The sequence below is a fragment of the Polaromonas sp. P1_E11 genome (assembly GCF_056405995.1).
Window position 1 is genome coordinate 106,973 of the sequence record NZ_JBFUBA010000003.1, and the last position, 14,128, is coordinate 121,100.

The 14,128-nt window shown below is 63.7% G+C and carries 13 protein-coding genes; 11 read left to right on the forward strand and 2 right to left on the reverse strand.

Annotated features, from left to right (window positions below; translation table 11 throughout):
• Nucleotides 1–20: 20 nt before the first annotated feature.
• Nucleotides 21–1,322 carry a phosphoribosylamine--glycine ligase gene (gene purD / locus AC1D11_RS14260; RefSeq protein ID WP_477649513.1) on the reverse strand — a complete coding sequence of 434 codons (1,302 nt, stop codon included), beginning with the start codon at nucleotides 1,320–1,322 and terminating at the stop codon, nucleotides 21–23.
• A 114-nt stretch (nucleotides 1,323–1,436) separates the two neighbouring features.
• Nucleotides 1,437–2,162: a YebC/PmpR family DNA-binding transcriptional regulator gene (locus AC1D11_RS14265; RefSeq protein WP_477649514.1), complete on the reverse strand. Its 726-nt coding sequence runs from the start codon at nucleotides 2,160–2,162 to the stop codon at nucleotides 1,437–1,439.
• Between the two features lie 75 nt (nucleotides 2,163–2,237).
• On the opposite strand from AC1D11_RS14265, the gene AC1D11_RS14270 reads away from it, so the two are divergent.
• From AC1D11_RS14270 to AC1D11_RS14320, 11 genes are all read left to right on the forward strand, one after another.
• A complete protein-coding gene (locus AC1D11_RS14270) occupies nucleotides 2,238–3,752 on the forward strand; it encodes a helicase HerA-like C-terminal domain-containing protein (RefSeq protein ID WP_477649515.1) in 1,515 nt (504 codons plus the stop codon).
• 118 nt (nucleotides 3,753–3,870) lie between these two features.
• Nucleotides 3,871–5,214: a GTP cyclohydrolase II gene (locus AC1D11_RS14275; protein WP_477649516.1), complete on the forward strand. Its 1,344-nt coding sequence runs from the start codon at nucleotides 3,871–3,873 to the stop codon at nucleotides 5,212–5,214.
• Nucleotides 5,207–6,526 carry a URC4/urg3 family protein gene (locus AC1D11_RS14280; protein ID WP_457280810.1) on the forward strand — a complete coding sequence of 440 codons (1,320 nt, stop codon included), beginning with the start codon at nucleotides 5,207–5,209 and terminating at the stop codon, nucleotides 6,524–6,526. Before AC1D11_RS14275 ends, AC1D11_RS14280 begins: the two co-directional genes overlap by 8 nt.
• Before the next feature lie 97 nt (nucleotides 6,527–6,623).
• On the forward strand, nucleotides 6,624–7,265 hold the full coding sequence (gene upp / locus AC1D11_RS14285; protein WP_477649517.1) for a uracil phosphoribosyltransferase: 642 nt from the start codon (nucleotides 6,624–6,626) through the stop codon (nucleotides 7,263–7,265).
• A 96-nt stretch (nucleotides 7,266–7,361) separates the two neighbouring features.
• Nucleotides 7,362–8,363: a BMP family protein gene (locus AC1D11_RS14290; RefSeq protein ID WP_477649518.1), complete on the forward strand. Its 1,002-nt coding sequence runs from the start codon at nucleotides 7,362–7,364 to the stop codon at nucleotides 8,361–8,363.
• Nucleotides 8,364–8,397: 34 nt separating this feature from the next.
• On the forward strand, nucleotides 8,398–9,396 hold the full coding sequence (locus tag AC1D11_RS14295) for a 5'-methylthioadenosine/S-adenosylhomocysteine nucleosidase (protein ID WP_477649519.1): 999 nt from the start codon (nucleotides 8,398–8,400) through the stop codon (nucleotides 9,394–9,396).
• 1 nt (nucleotide 9,397) lies between these two features.
• Nucleotides 9,398–9,841 (forward strand): VOC family protein, encoded by a 444-nt coding sequence (locus AC1D11_RS14300; RefSeq protein ID WP_477649520.1) that lies wholly within the window; start codon nucleotides 9,398–9,400, stop codon nucleotides 9,839–9,841.
• Nucleotides 9,816–11,483, forward strand: a complete 1,668-nt coding sequence (locus AC1D11_RS14305; RefSeq protein WP_477649521.1) for an ABC transporter ATP-binding protein — start codon at nucleotides 9,816–9,818, stop codon at nucleotides 11,481–11,483. Before AC1D11_RS14300 ends, AC1D11_RS14305 begins: the two co-directional genes overlap by 26 nt.
• The gene (locus tag AC1D11_RS14310) at nucleotides 11,480–12,559 is read left to right on the forward strand and encodes an ABC transporter permease (protein WP_477649522.1); all 1,080 of its coding nucleotides are present in this window, start codon (nucleotides 11,480–11,482) and stop codon (nucleotides 12,557–12,559) included. Before AC1D11_RS14305 ends, AC1D11_RS14310 begins: the two co-directional genes overlap by 4 nt.
• A gap of 165 nt (nucleotides 12,560–12,724) precedes the next feature.
• Nucleotides 12,725–13,666 (forward strand): ABC transporter permease, encoded by a 942-nt coding sequence (locus AC1D11_RS14315; RefSeq protein WP_477649524.1) that lies wholly within the window; start codon nucleotides 12,725–12,727, stop codon nucleotides 13,664–13,666.
• Complete coding sequence (locus tag AC1D11_RS14320) at nucleotides 13,666–14,127, forward strand: hypothetical protein (RefSeq protein ID WP_477649525.1); 462 nt, start codon at nucleotides 13,666–13,668, stop codon at nucleotides 14,125–14,127. Before AC1D11_RS14315 ends, AC1D11_RS14320 begins: the two co-directional genes overlap by 1 nt.
• Nucleotide 14,128 lies beyond the last annotated feature (1 nt).

Here is a 14,128-nt window from a genome sequence, read left to right on the forward strand (position 1 = left end):
AACGAGCGCGCATTGCGTGATCAGGATTTGACCGCGCGCCAGCCGATGTCTTTGCGATACTGCGCGCCATCAAATCCGATGTCCTGGGCAACTTCGTAGGCACGTTGCTGCGCGGCTTTCACCGTGCTCCCGAGCGCCGTCACACACAGGACCCGGCCGCCAGCCGTTACCGTCGAATCGCCCTGCTTGCGTGTTCCGGCATGAAATACCATCGCGTCTTCGGCCGCATCGGCGCCTTTTTGCAGGCCATGAATCACGTCGCCCTTGCGCGGGCTCAGCGGATAGCCGTGCGCGGCCATCACCACGCCCAGGGCCGGCCGGCGGTCCCAGTCCAGCTCGATCTGGTCCAGCGCACCCGAGGTGGCGGCCATCATCACCTCATACAGGTCGGTTTTGAGGCGCATCATGATCGGCTGCGTCTCCGGGTCGCCCATGCGGCAGTTGAACTCCAGTGTTTTCGGCTTGCCTTCCGCATCAATCATCAGGCCGGCATACAAAAATCCGGTGAACGGAATGCCGTCTTTTTCCATGCCCTTGATGGTCGGCAGGATGATCTCGCGCATGGCACGGCCATGCACTTCGGGGGTAACAACCGGGGCCGGTGAATACGCGCCCATGCCGCCGGTGTTGGGGCCTTCGTCGCCGTCAAGCAGGCGCTTGTGGTCCTGGCTGGTCGCCATGGCGGCCACATTCTTGCCGTCGCACATCACGATGAAGCTGGCTTCTTCGCCCTGCAAAAATTCTTCAATCACCACACGCGCGCCACCCTCGTTGTGTGCCACGCCAAGCGGGTTGAAGTCGGGGTTCGGTGCCAGCATGAATTCAATGGCCTCGTGCGCCTCGTGCAGCGTCATGGCCACCACCACGCCCTTGCCGGCCGCCAGGCCGTCAGCCTTGACGACGATGGGGGCACCTTTTTCGTCCACATAGGCATGGGCCGCCGCGGCGTCGGTGAAGGTTTCGTATTCGGCCGTCGGAATACCGTGGCGCTTCATGAAAGCCTTGGAGAATGCCTTGGAGCTTTCCAGCTGCGCCGCCGCCTTGGTCGGGCCAAAAACCCGCAAGCCGTGCGCACGGAACTCATCAACCATGCCGGCCGCAAGCGGCTGCTCGGGGCCCACCACTGTCAGCGCGATCTTCTCGGCCAGCGCCCATTCGCGCAGCGCCTTCACGTCGGTGATGTCAATATTTTCAAGACGCGCATCCAGCGCAGTGCCGCCGTTGCCGGGCGCAACATACACCGCCTGAACCTTGGGAGACTGCGCCAGTTTCCAGGCCAGGGCGTGTTCACGGCCACCGCCACCCACCACTAAAACTTTCATGCTGCTGCTTTCATTGTGTGCCTGGCTTTGCTTTTGCTTTTGCTTTTGCTTTTGCTTTTGCTTTTGCTTTTGCTATTGTGTTGTTGCTTCATTGCGGCTGCGTGTTGGGTTTGCTTATTCGGACAACTCGGCGTTATGGAACACATCCTGGGTATCGTCCAGGTCTTCCAGCACGTCCAGCAGTTTTTGCATCTTGCGGGCATCCTCGCCGGCAAGTTCTATGGTGTTGTCGGCGCGCATGGTGACTTCGGCGATCTCGGGCTTGAGGCCGGCGGCTTCCAGCGCGTTCCTCACGGATTCAAAGCCCGTGTAAGGCGTCAACACCTCAATGGCACCGTCTTCGTGCGTGATGACGTCGTCGGCGCCGGACTCCAGGGCGACTTCCATGATCTTGTCTTCACTGGTGCCGGGCGCAAAAATCAACTGGCCGCAGTGCTTGAACTGGAAAGCCACCGAGCCCTCGGTGCCCATGTTGCCGCCGTGTTTGGAAAAAGCGTGCCGCACTTCAGCCACGGTACGCACCTTGTTGTCGGTCATGCAGTCCACAATGATGGCCGCGCCGCCTATGCCGTAGCCTTCGTAGCGGACTTCCTCATAATGCACGCCTTCCAGGCTACCGGTAGCTTTGGCAATGCCGTATTTGACGTTCTCATTGGGCATGTTGGCCGCCTTGGCCTTATCCACTGCCAGGCGCAGGCGCGGATTCGTGCCCAGGTCGCCGCCTCCCATGCGGGCCGCCACCATGATTTCGCGCATCACACGGGTCCAGATGCGCTGGCGCTTTTCATCCTGGCGCCCCTTGCGGTGTTGAATATTCGCCCATTTGCTGTGACCGGCCACGAAGAATCCCTTTTCAGACTGATTAATTGATTTAATCTACAACCCGCATTTTACTTTTTCACTCCAGGACACCCCATGGCCGAGCCGTTACTGATTGCCAAGCACGATTCCATCCACTGCGAGATCCTCCCTGCGCTGGCCAACCGCCATGGGCTGATCACCGGTGCCACCGGTACCGGCAAGACCGTCACGCTGCAAACACTGGCCGAAAACTTCTCGAAAATCGGTGTCCCGGTCTTCATGGCCGACGTCAAAGGAGACCTGACCGGCATCAGCCAGGCCGGCACCATTGGCGACAAAATGGCCGGCATCCTCAAGGAACGGGGCATCGACCTCCCCGAATCGCTGGCCTGCCCCGCTACGTTGTGGGACGTCTTCGGCGAACAGGGCCACCCCGTGCGTGCCACCATCTCCGACATGGGCCCGCTGCTGCTGGGCCGCATGCTCAACCTCAACGAAACCCAGGCCGGTGTGCTCAACCTGGTGTTCAAGATTGCCGACGACAACGGCATGCTGCTGCTCGACCTCAAAGACCTGCGCGCCATGCTGCAGTACGTCGGCGACAACGCCAGCGAGTTCACCACCAAGTACGGCAACGTCAGCGCCGCCAGTGTGGGCGCCATCCAGCGCGGGCTGCTGCAGGTCGAAAGCCAGGGCGGCGACAAGTTCTTCGGCGAGCCCATGCTCAACATCAGCGACTTCATGCAAACCGTTGATGGCAAAGGGGTGATCAACATCCTGGCGGCCGACAAGCTCATGAACTCGCCGCGCCTCTACGCCACCTTCCTGCTGTGGATGCTGTCCGAGCTGTTCGAACAACTGCCTGAGATCGGCGACCCGGACCAGCCCAAGCTTGTCTTTTTCTTTGACGAAGCCCACCTGCTCTTCAACGAAGCGCCCAAAGTGCTGGTCGAGCGCATCGAGCTGGTGGTGCGCCTGGTGCGCTCCAAGGGCGTCGGCGTGTATTTCGTGACACAAAATCCATTGGACATTCCCGATTCAGTACTGGCCCAGCTCGGCAACCGGGTGCAGCACGCCCTGCGCGCCTTCACGCCGCGCGACCAGAAAGCCGTCAAGGCCACCGCCCAGACCATGCGGCAAAAGCCCGGCCTCGACATCGAAACCGCGATCACCGAACTGGCCGTTGGCGAGGCCCTGGTGAGCTTTCTCGACAGCAAGGGCCGCCCCAGCGTGACGGAACGCGTTTACGTGCTGCCCCCCGGCAGCCAGATCGGCCCCATCACACCGCCACAACGCCAGCAGCTGCTGCAAAATTCCCTGGTAGCCGGCGCCTACGAAAAGACCGTGGACCGCGAATCGGCCTACGAAGCCATCAAAGGCCGCGCGGAAGTCGCGGCCACGGAAGCGGCCAAGGCACCCCAGGGCGGCGCGGCCGGCCAAACCGATTCGGGCGGCATCATGGGCGGGCTCAACGACGTCCTGTTCGGCACCACGGGCCCGCGCGGCGGCAAACACGACGGCCTGGCGCAAAGCATGGCCAAGTCCGCCGTGCGCACCATGGGCTCGGCCGTGGGCCGGGAAATCATCCGCGGCGTCCTCGGCAGCATCTTCGGCGGCAAAAAACGCTGAGCATGCGCACAGACCCGGTGCGTCCGGCCGGGCCTGTCGCAAATTAACGACCCGGCAAAACCGCCGGGCTTGTCAATCCCGGCACGCATCGCTACATTGGATTTTTTAAGGATCCGCAATGCCTGCTGAAGTTGCCGCCAAGTCACCTGATCCGAGGCCGGCTACCCCTGCGCCTGTTTCTGCGCCCGTCTCCACTTCTGCCTCCTCCACAGCTCCGGCCAGCCCTGCGGTCTCCCACATCCGATTGACCTCTCACGCGGGAGGTTATGGCGCCCTGCCCATCCGCTGGGCCGCCGCCACTGCCGCCGAACGCGGCCCGGTGGTAGGCACCACCACCAAACGCAGCCACCGCAACGTCATCGGCACGCACAGCGGCTCGTACAGCGTCTACCGCGCGCTCGCCGTTGCTTCCGGGGCGCTCAAGGCCAGCCACAAGGCCGACCTGACCAACACCTCGCCGACCGACGTGATCGGCCCCTACCCGCAATGGAGCGAGCCTGGCCGTATCGTAGCGATGGATCCATGGGGCGCGATGGTGGCCGACGTTTTTTCCAATGAGCTGGCAGCGGGTTACGACATCCGGCCAACCATCGCCGTAACCCAGGCCCATGTGATCCTGCCTGAGGTGATCGAAGCCCTGCAATCGGGCCGCCTTAAGGCCGACGGCAAATTTTTGACGGCCGGCGGAGCGGCCATGGTGACCAAGGTCGCCGTCGAACCGGTCTGGTACCTGCCCGAAATTGCCCGCCGCTTTGGCTGCAGCGAAACCGATTTGCGCCGCGTGCTATTTGAAGAAACCGGCGGCATGTACCCCGAGCTCGTCACCCGCAGCGACCTGGAAGTCTTTCTGCCTCCCATCGGCGGCCTCACGGCCTACATTTTTGGCCGCCCGCGCGACCTGGCCAACCCCGATGTCGAACTCACCGCCCGCGTGCATGACGAATGCAATGGCTCCGACGTCTTCGGCTCCGACATTTGCACCTGCCGCCCTTACCTCACGCACGCCATTGAAGAATGCATCCAGGGTGCCCAGCGCGGCGGCGTGGGCCTGGTGTCCTATTTCCGCAAGGAAGGCCGGGCGCTAGGCGAAGTGACCAAATTCCTCGTCTACAACGCCCGCAAGCGCCAGGTGGGCGGCGACACCGCCGACCAGTACTTCAACCGCACGGAGTGCGTGGCCGGCGTACAGGACATGCGCTTCCAGGAACTCATGCCCGACGTGCTCAACTGGCTGGGCATCCGCAAAATCCACCGCCTCGTTTCCATGAGCAACATGAAGTACGACGCCATCACCCGCTCGGGCATCGAGGTAGTTCAGCGCATCAATATTCCCGAACACATGATCCCGGCCGACGCCCAGGTCGAAATGGACGCCAAGATGGCCGCAGGCTATTTCACCCCCGGCGCGGTGCCCGACGCCGAAGAACTGAAAAAAGCCAAGGGCCGGGGGCTGGATGTCTGAAACCACACCTGCTCCTGACAGTCCCAGCAACCCCGCCAACGCCACCTACACCATCGCCGGAAACCTGCGCGGGATCAGCGCCGCCGCGGAACTGCGTTCCACCAGAACCATACGCGCCCGCGCATCTGCCCTGCTTGAGCGCGCACGCCGCGGCGAATCCGCCTGGTTTACCGTCAACGACGGCGCCATGACCACCGCCGCTGCGCTGGTTGCCGAAATCACCCGCGCCCGCTACCCGGACCTGGACATTCCGTACCACAGCCGCTGGCGGCATTTTGAAGCTGGCGGCATTGACCGCCTGGGTTTACTCAATGCAGCACTGGCATCCGCCACGCCTGCCGGGCGCGCCCGCGCCCAGATTGACCTCGCGCTCATCAGCGTGCTGCTGGACGCCGGTGCCGGCGCCCAGTGGCACTACCTCGAAGCCGCCCAGGGAGAGCATCCCTGCAGCGAATACAGCCGTTCCGAAGGCCTGGGGGTGGCAAGTTTTCACGCCTTCATGGCTGGGCTCTTTTCCAGCGATCCACAGCAACCGCTGCAGGCCGATGCCCTCAAGCTCAAAACCATTACCGCAGACCAGCTTGCCCTGGCTTTTCAGGTCACGCCCGAAAACCCGCTGATCGGCCTCGAAGGCCGCGCCGCGCTGCTGCGGCGCCTCGGCCAGGCACTGCAGGACCAGCCCGCCCTCTTTGGCCAGCGCGGCCGTCCCGGTCATTTGTTTGAAGCGCTGGCGCAACCCGGGCAAAGTGCTATCGAGGCGCACGAGCTGCTGTCGGTGCTGCTCACCAGCCTCTCGTCTATCTGGCCAGCCCAAAATGTCATGGGCAACATTCCCCTGGGCGACTGCTGGCAGCACAGCGCGGCAGGCGACGATGAATCCGAAAAAGCTGGGCCCAGCCATGGCTGGATGCCTTTCCACAAGCTGTCGCAGTGGCTCACCTATTCACTGCTGGAGCCTTTCGAGTGGGCCGGTGTGCAGGTCAAAGGGCTTGATGCGCTGACCGGCCTGCCCGAATACCGCAACGGCGGCCTGTTCCTCGACGCCGGTGTGCTGGTGCTGAAAGACCCGGCCCAGGCCGGGCGCCTGCATGCTGCCGGCGACGAACTCATCGTGGAGTGGCGCGCGCTTACCGTGGCCCTTCTCGACGAGCTCGCGCCACTGGTGCGTGAGCAGCTGGGATTGACCGCCGAGCAGATGCCGCTGGCCTGCGTGCTCGAAGGCGGCACCTGGGCCGCAGGGCGTGCACTGGCACAGCAATTGCATCAAGGTTTGCCGCCCCTGAACATCGAAAGCGACGGCACCGTATTCTGAACATCGATCCCTAAAGATGCGCGGAGCCGACAGGCAAGAGCAGAATAAAAATAACAACCAGGCCAAACAAAGACAGAACACAGAGGCACACAAGAAAATGACCATCCAGAGCAACAAAGTCCACCTGATCGACCACCCGCTGGTGCAGCACAAGCTCACCCTGATGCGCCGCAAGGACGCCTCCACCAACACCTTTCGCACCCTGCTCAATGAGCTCAGCATGCTGATGGCCTATGAGGTCACGCGCGACATGCCGATGCAGGACATCGAGATCGAGACCCCGCTGGAAACCACCACCTCCAAAGTCATCGACGGCAAGAAGCTGGTGTTTGTCTCCATCCTGCGCGCCGGCAACGGCATTCTTGAGGGCATGCTCAGCGTGGTGCCGGGCGCGCGCGTCGGCCACGTCGGCCTGTACCGCGACCCGAAAACCCTGACGGCGGTCGAGTACTACTTCAAGATGCCGCACGACATGGAAGAGCGCGACATTGTCGTGGTCGACCCGATGCTCGCCACCGGCAACTCGGCCATCGCCGCAGTCGAGCGACTGAAAGAACTCAACCCCAAGTCCATCAAGTTCGTCTGCCTGCTGACCTGCCCGGAGGGTATCAAGGCCCTGCAAAACGCCCACCCGGACGTGCCGATCTATACCGCGGCGATCGACCGCGAGCTCAACAGCCACGGCTACATCCTGCCAGGTTTAGGTGACGCAGGCGACCGAATTTTCGGAACCAAATAAGGCCCCAGCCCTTCGTGGACGAGCGCAAGCAGCTCCTGAATTGATAGCAGTTTCCAGACACCGTCAAACCACCTGAAAACCCAACCGGAGAGTCCCATGCCTCAGACCTTCAAGCGCCGCCAGCTCGTTCTATTGGCCACCGCCATCGCAGCCGCCCTGCCCGGCCTGGCCCTTGCCCAGGCAGCCAAAACCAAGGTTGCGGCCATCTACACCGTGCCGTTTGAGCAGCAATGGGTCAGCCGCCTGCACAAGGCGCTCAAAGCCGCCGAAGCGCGCGGCGAGATCGAATACAAGGCGACCGAGAACGTCTCCAATGCCGACTACGAACGTGTCATGCGCGAATACGCCACGGCCGGCAACGCGCTCATCGTCGGCGAGGCTTTTGCGGTGGAAGCCGCGGCCCGCAAGGTCGCCAAGGATTTCCCGAAAGTATCTTTCCTCATGGGCTCGTCGGGCAAGGTGCAGGCGCCCAACTTCTCGGTGTTCGACAACTACATTCAGGAGCCGGCCTACCTCTCCGGCATGATCGCCGGCGGCGTGACCAAGAGCAACAAGATCGGCATGGTCGGCGGCTTCCCGATTCCCGAAGTCAACCGCCTGATGAACGCCTTCATGGCCGGGGCGAAAGAAACCAACCCCAAGGTCGAGTTCAGCGTGAGTTTCATCAACAGCTGGTTTGACCCGCCCAAAGCCAAGGAAGCCGCCTTCGCCATGATCGACAAGGGCGCCGACGTGATGTACGCCGAACGCTTCGGTGTGAGCGACGCCGCCAAGGAAAAAGGCAAGCTGGCCATCGGCAATGTCATCAACACGCAAGACAAATACCCCGACACCGTGGTGGCGTCGGCCCTCTGGAACATGGAGCCCAGCATCGACCGCGCGATCAAGGCCGTCAAGGAAGGCAAATTCAAGGCCGAAGACTACGGCCCCTATTCCATGATGAAGTACAAAGGCTCCGAACTCGCCCCGCTGGGCACCTTCGAGAAAAAGGTGCCCGCCGACATCGTTGCCAAGGTCAAGGCCAAAGAAGCCGACATCCTGGCCGGCAAGTTCACCGTCAAGGTCGACGACGGCCAGCCCAAGTCCACCGCCAAATAAGCCGGCGTTTCACCGCCCGACCTGAAAGCGCCGTATGCATTCCCTGTTTTGCCTGCGGCGTTTTCTTTTCAGCCAGCCTGTTGCCTGGCGGGCCGCGGCGCCACTGGCCTTCCTGGCCCTCCTGTCGTTCGGTCTTTTAGGCTGTGCGGGCCCGGCGCCCCATCCGCCCGGTGCAGCTGCCGGCATCCCAGTCCGGCTTGACGCCACACCCCGGATCGCGGTGATATCAGCTTTTCAGCCCGAACTGACGCTGCTGCTCAACCGCTTGCAGGGCCCCGCCAGGCACCGCATCAACGGCGTTGATTTCACCACTGGCACCCTGCAGGGCAAGCCGGTCGTACTGTTCCTTTCCGGCATCAGCATGGTCAATGCGTCCATGAACACGCAGCTGGTGCTGGACCGTTTCAACATCACCCACATCGTCTTCAGCGGCATCGCCGGCGGCGTCAACCCGTCCCTGCACATCGGCGATGTCAGCGTCCCCACCCAGTGGAGCCAATACCTGGAAGTGCTGATGGCACGCGAAACTTCGCCGGGCCGCTTCACCATCCCGCCGCGCATGGAGGCACAGACCCTGGCGCCCTTCGGCATGCTGCACCCGCGCCCGGTCGAAACGCGCACCGCCGCCAACCCGGCGCCCGTACGCAAGTTCTGGTTTGAAGTCGACCCCCGGATGCTCGCGGTTGCCAGGGGCATGGGCAACATCGAGCTCGGCGCCTGCAACGCGGGGGTATGCCTCACGCACAAACCGCAATTGATGGTGGGCGGCAACGGCGTGTCGGGCCAGGCCTTTGTCGACAACGCCGCCTTCCGCGAATACGCCTTCAAGACCTTCCAGGCCAACGTACTCGACATGGAAACCGCCGCCGTGGGCATGGTGGCCTACAGCAACAGCGTGCCTTACATCGCCTTCCGGTCGCTCAGCGACCTGGCCGGCGGCGGTGAAGCGGCCAACGAAATGGTGACCTTCATGAACATCGCTGCCGACAACTCGGCCAAGGTTCTATTGGCGTTTCTCGCGGCCTGGAAATAGCATGCCCGAGCTCACCGGCATTGACCACATCTACATTGCCGTGAGCAACATGGCCGAGTCGGAAGCGTTCTATGACAAGCTCATGCTCAAGGCACTCAGCTGCCGCAAAAACACCTTCACGATAGGCGGCGACCCGCACATCCAGTACTACAACCGCCACTTCGGTTATGTGCTGCGGCCTGCCCGCTCGCAAGCCGCGCACGACTCGTATTCGCCCGGCCTTCATCACTTCTGCCTGCGCGTAGACACTGTCGAAGACGTGGCCGAATGCGCACGGCTGCTGCAAGCCTCAGGCATCAGCGCCAGCGAGCCGCACAACCACGGCGAATACGCACCCGACTACTGGGCCACTTTTTTCACCGACCCCGACGGCCTTCGTCTGGAGATCACCAACTACCGCCAGGAGCGGCGCGACCGGCATGACCACTGGGCATCCCTCGGCTGATAACGCACAGCCGCCGGTGCTGCGGCTGAACGGCATCACCAAACGCTTCGGCCCGCTGGTTGCCAACGACGCGATCTCGCTGGACTTGCAGGCCGGCGAAATCCTCGCGCTGCTGGGTGAAAACGGCGCCGGCAAGTCCACGCTGGTGTCCATCCTGTTTGGTCACTACACCGCCGACGAAGGCCATATCGACATCTTCGGCCAGCCGCTGGCGCCCGGCAACCCCAAGGCCGCGCTGGCCGCGGGCGTTGGCATGGTGCACCAGCATTTCACGCTGGCCGACAACCTTAGCGTGCTCGACAACGTGATGCTGGGCAGCGAGCCGCTGTGGCAGCTGTTTTCACGCCGCAGCGCAGCCCGGGCTAGGCTGCTCGATGTTGCACAGCGCTTTGGCCTGCCCGTGGCGCCGGATGCCAAAGTGGGCAGCCTCTCGGTCGGCGAACGACAGCGGGTTGAAATCCTGAAAGCTCTGTACCGCGGCGCACGCATCCTGATCCTGGACGAGCCCACCGCCGTGCTGACGCCGCAGGAAAGCGAAGCGCTTTTCGAGACGCTGGCCCAGATGGTGGCGCAGGGCCTGTCCATCATCTTCATCAGCCACAAGCTGGGCGAGGTGCTGCGCGTGTCGAACCGGGTGGCCGTACTGCGCGGTGGCAAGCTGGTGGCCGAAGCACCTGCCGCCGGCACCAGCCAGGCGCAGCTGGCGCAATGGATGGTAGGCCATACCGTCACCACCACACAGCGTCGCCCAGCGCCGTCAACCGGCCTGCCGGTCTGCACGCTGGAAGGCGTCAGCACGGCCGATGCGGGGCAAGACCGCCTGGATGGCGTTTCGCTCGAACTCAGGGCCGGTGAAATCGTTGCGATTGCAGGCGTTTCGGGTAACGGCCAGCTAGCCCTGGCCGACCTGCTGTGCGGCACCCGCGCCGCCACCCAGGGCTCCGTGACATTTCTGGGCCAGCCCATGAAGGCCTCGCCGGCCTGGCTGGTCACACAAGGCGTGGCGCGCATCCCCGAAGACCGGCATGGCGTCGGCGTGGTCGGCGACCTCAGCGTCTGGGAAAACGCCGCGTCAGAGCGCTTGCGCAGCCCGGCGTTTTCCAAAGCGCTGTGGGTCAAGCGCAAGGCCGCGCAGGCCCATGCCGCCCGCATCATGCGCGAGTTCGACGTGCGCGGCGGAGGCCCACACACCGCGGCACGCTCGCTGTCGGGCGGCAATATGCAAAAGCTTATCCTCGGGCGGGCCCTGGTTTCCCCTTCTGCACACGCCTCATCGCCCAAAGCGCCCGAGGCACCGAAGCTCATCATCGCCCACCAACCCACCTGGGGCCTGGACATCGGCGCCGTCGCCTATGTGCAGCAGCAACTGATCGCCGCGCGAGACGCCGGCGCGGCCGTGCTGGTCATTTCCGACGACCTGGACGAAGTGATAGCGCTCGGCGACCGTGTGGCGGTGATGCACGCGGGCCAGCTAACGGAGGCCCTGCCCGCCGAAGCCTGGACACGCGAGGCCATTGGGCTGGCCATGGCTGGAGCCAATGGGGGTGACTCGAGCGCCGCCGGGCCGCCCCAAGGCGCGAGGGCCACCTCGGGGGGCAGCGCATTACACGAAGTGAAAAGCGTGGGGACCAACCAGTTATGAGGCTGGAGAAAAGAACACAAACCTCAAAGCTGGCCCTGGTACTCGCCCCTATAGGTGCCATCGCCTTCACCCTGCTGATCAGCGCACTGCTGGTGCTGTGGGCCGGCGCGCCGCTGGGCCAAACTTATGTGCTGTTATTCAAGGGGGGCTTCGGTTCGGTTTTTGCCCTCAGCGAAACCTTCACCCGTGCGGTACCCCTCATCCTGACCGGGCTGGCCGCCACAGTGGCCTTCAAGGCGAGGCTTTTCAATATCGGCGCCGAAGGCCAGCTGTATGCCGGCGCACTCGCCGCAGTGGCTGTGGGCGGCATGCACGGCGGTACAGGGTTCGAGCTGCCCATCTGGCTGCTGTTCGGGCTGATGATGCTGGCCGCAGCCATTGCCGGCGCGCTGCTGTTGCTGGGCCCGGCACTGCTGAAGGCCCGGCTGGGGGTCGATGAAGTCGTGACCACCCTGCTGCTCAATTTCATCATGCTGCTGTTCGTGTCGGCCATGCTCGACGGCCCCATGAAAGACCCCACCGCCATGGGCTGGCCGCAAAGCGTGGCGTTGCAGGGCGAGCTGGAGCTTTCCAGGCTCATCGCGCAGACACGCATCCACACCGGCCTGCTGTGGGCCGCCGCGCTGGCTGTGGCGCTGTGGGCCTTGCTGAAGTACACCGTGCTGGGCTTTGACGTACGCGCCGTGGGCGCCAACGCCAAAGCCGCGGCATTCGCCGGCGTGCCCGTCACCCGCACGGTGGTACTGGTTGCGTTGCTCTCGGGCGCGCTGGCCGGATTGGCCGGCGCCATCGAAGTAGCGGGCCGCACCAGCTATGTCACGCTCGACATGTCGCCCGGCTACGGCTACACCGGCATCGTGATCGCCATGCTGGCCGCACTCAACCCCCTGGGTGTTCTGGCGGCCGCCGTGTTTGTGGCGGGCGTGCTGGTCGGCGCCGACACCATGAGCCGGGCCGTAGGCGTGCCGACCTATATCGCCGACGTCATCGTGGCGGCTTCGCTGATTTCCGTGCTGGTGGCCACGTTGATGACGCAATACCGGCTGGTAGTCAAAGAAAAAGGCCGGGCCGCATGAAACTCTCCAGCACCCGCGCCCTGCCGGCCCATGCGGCTGCACAGACTGAGGCTGTGCGCGAAATTCTTAAGGAAATAATAGCCACTAGCCAATTAAGACGGGCGCAAGCAGCTATTAAATTGATAGCGTCGACAGTCTGCATACCAGTGGAAAAAGGCGTTCTGCATGGCTGAAATGCTCGATATCCTTGCCGCGGCGCCCTTCTGGATCGCCGTGCTGCGCATCGCCACGCCGCTCATCCTGGGCACGCTGGGCGTGTTGCTGTGCGAACGTGCCGGCGTGCTCAACCTGGGCATCGAGGGCATCATGGTTGCCGGCGCCTTCAGCGGCTGGCTGGCCGTGTACGGCGGCGCGCCGCTGTGGGTGGGCGTGGGTGTGGCGGCACTTACCGGTGCGATGTTTGGGCTGCTGCACGCCTTTCTCACCGTCGGGCTGGCGCTGTCGCAGCACGTGGCCGGGCTTGGCATCACCCTGCTGGCCACCTCGCTCAGCTACTACGGCTACCGCGTGAGCTTTCCCAAAGTCGACACGCCACCCACCATCACACCCTTTGCTCCCATGCATTGGCTCGACGGCTTTCCGGGCGGTGGGCTGAACGTGGTGGCCGCGCAAACCTCGCTCACGCTGCTGGCGCTGCTGCTGGTGCCGCTGATCGCCTGGCTGCTCTACCGCACACCGGCGGGCCTGGCCATCCGCATGGTCGGGGAGAACCCCCAGGCCGCCGAAGGCCAGGGCGTCTCCGTCGCGGCCACCCGCACCGCCGCCATCGTGGCCGGCTCGGCGCTCATGGGTGTGGCGGGCTCCTTCCTCACGCTGTCGGCGTTTAACGCCTTTTTCTTCAACATGGTCAATGGCCGCGGCTGGGTGTGCGTGGCACTGGTGGTGTTTGCCTCGTGGCGGCCGGGCAAGGCGCTGCTGGGCGCGCTGTTGTTCGCCTTCTTCGACGCGCTGCAGCTGCGCCTGCAAACCTCGGGCATCGTGAATGTGCCCTATCAGGTGTACCTGATGCTGCCCTACGCCCTTTCCATCCTCGCGCTGGTGCTGGTGGCTCGCAAGGCGGCGTATCCTCAGGCCTTGATGAAACCGTATCGAAAAGGCGAGCGCTGATGATGACGACACCCCTTGCCCCACGCGGCACACTGCTGGCAGCCTTGCTGGCACTGGGCTGCGCCAATGCGCAGGCGCTGGGCAGTGACTACAGCTACGACACCTTCAAGACACCCGACGCCGTCAGCTGGGTCCAAATGTGCGGCACCTGGGACAAGGGCCACCAGGGCACCTACCGCGTGGTGCACGCCGACCAGTACGCGCAATCATTCCTCTACGTTCAATGGATGACGCGTGACGCCAACGGCAGCCTGCATGCCGAGCACACGATAGGGATCACAGAGCTGAACAACGACCATTCGGAAATCATGCTCAGCGGCCTAACCTGCCGCACAACGCCGCGCGGCATCACGCTCACGGCGCGCGCCGCCTCCGGCCATGACGACAAACTGCGCCGCGTCACCATCGAGGTCGGCCCGGCCAATGGCCAGTACCGCTACCGCGCGCAACGCGCACACTGAA

What these genes read in the sequence shown, in the direction of transcription:
- purD (WP_477649513.1), bottom strand. Translation starts at nt 1,322, where the DNA reads ATGAAAGTTTTAGTGGTGGGTGGCGGTGGCCGTGAACACGCCCTGGCC.
- AC1D11_RS14270 (WP_477649515.1), top strand. Translation starts at nt 2,238, where the DNA reads ATGGCCGAGCCGTTACTGATTGCCAAGCACGATTCCATCCACTGCGAG.
- AC1D11_RS14275 (WP_477649516.1), top strand. Translation starts at nt 3,871, where the DNA reads ATGCCTGCTGAAGTTGCCGCCAAGTCACCTGATCCGAGGCCGGCTACC.
- AC1D11_RS14280 (WP_457280810.1), top strand. Translation starts at nt 5,207, where the DNA reads ATGTCTGAAACCACACCTGCTCCTGACAGTCCCAGCAACCCCGCCAAC.
- upp (WP_477649517.1), top strand. Translation starts at nt 6,624, where the DNA reads ATGACCATCCAGAGCAACAAAGTCCACCTGATCGACCACCCGCTGGTG.
- AC1D11_RS14290 (WP_477649518.1), top strand. Translation starts at nt 7,362, where the DNA reads ATGCCTCAGACCTTCAAGCGCCGCCAGCTCGTTCTATTGGCCACCGCC.
- AC1D11_RS14295 (WP_477649519.1), top strand. Translation starts at nt 8,398, where the DNA reads ATGCATTCCCTGTTTTGCCTGCGGCGTTTTCTTTTCAGCCAGCCTGTT.
- AC1D11_RS14300 (WP_477649520.1), top strand. Translation starts at nt 9,398, where the DNA reads ATGCCCGAGCTCACCGGCATTGACCACATCTACATTGCCGTGAGCAAC.
- AC1D11_RS14305 (WP_477649521.1), top strand. Translation starts at nt 9,816, where the DNA reads ATGACCACTGGGCATCCCTCGGCTGATAACGCACAGCCGCCGGTGCTG.
- AC1D11_RS14310 (WP_477649522.1), top strand. Translation starts at nt 11,480, where the DNA reads ATGAGGCTGGAGAAAAGAACACAAACCTCAAAGCTGGCCCTGGTACTC.
- AC1D11_RS14315 (WP_477649524.1), top strand. Translation starts at nt 12,725, where the DNA reads ATGGCTGAAATGCTCGATATCCTTGCCGCGGCGCCCTTCTGGATCGCC.
- AC1D11_RS14320 (WP_477649525.1), top strand. Translation starts at nt 13,666, where the DNA reads ATGATGACGACACCCCTTGCCCCACGCGGCACACTGCTGGCAGCCTTG.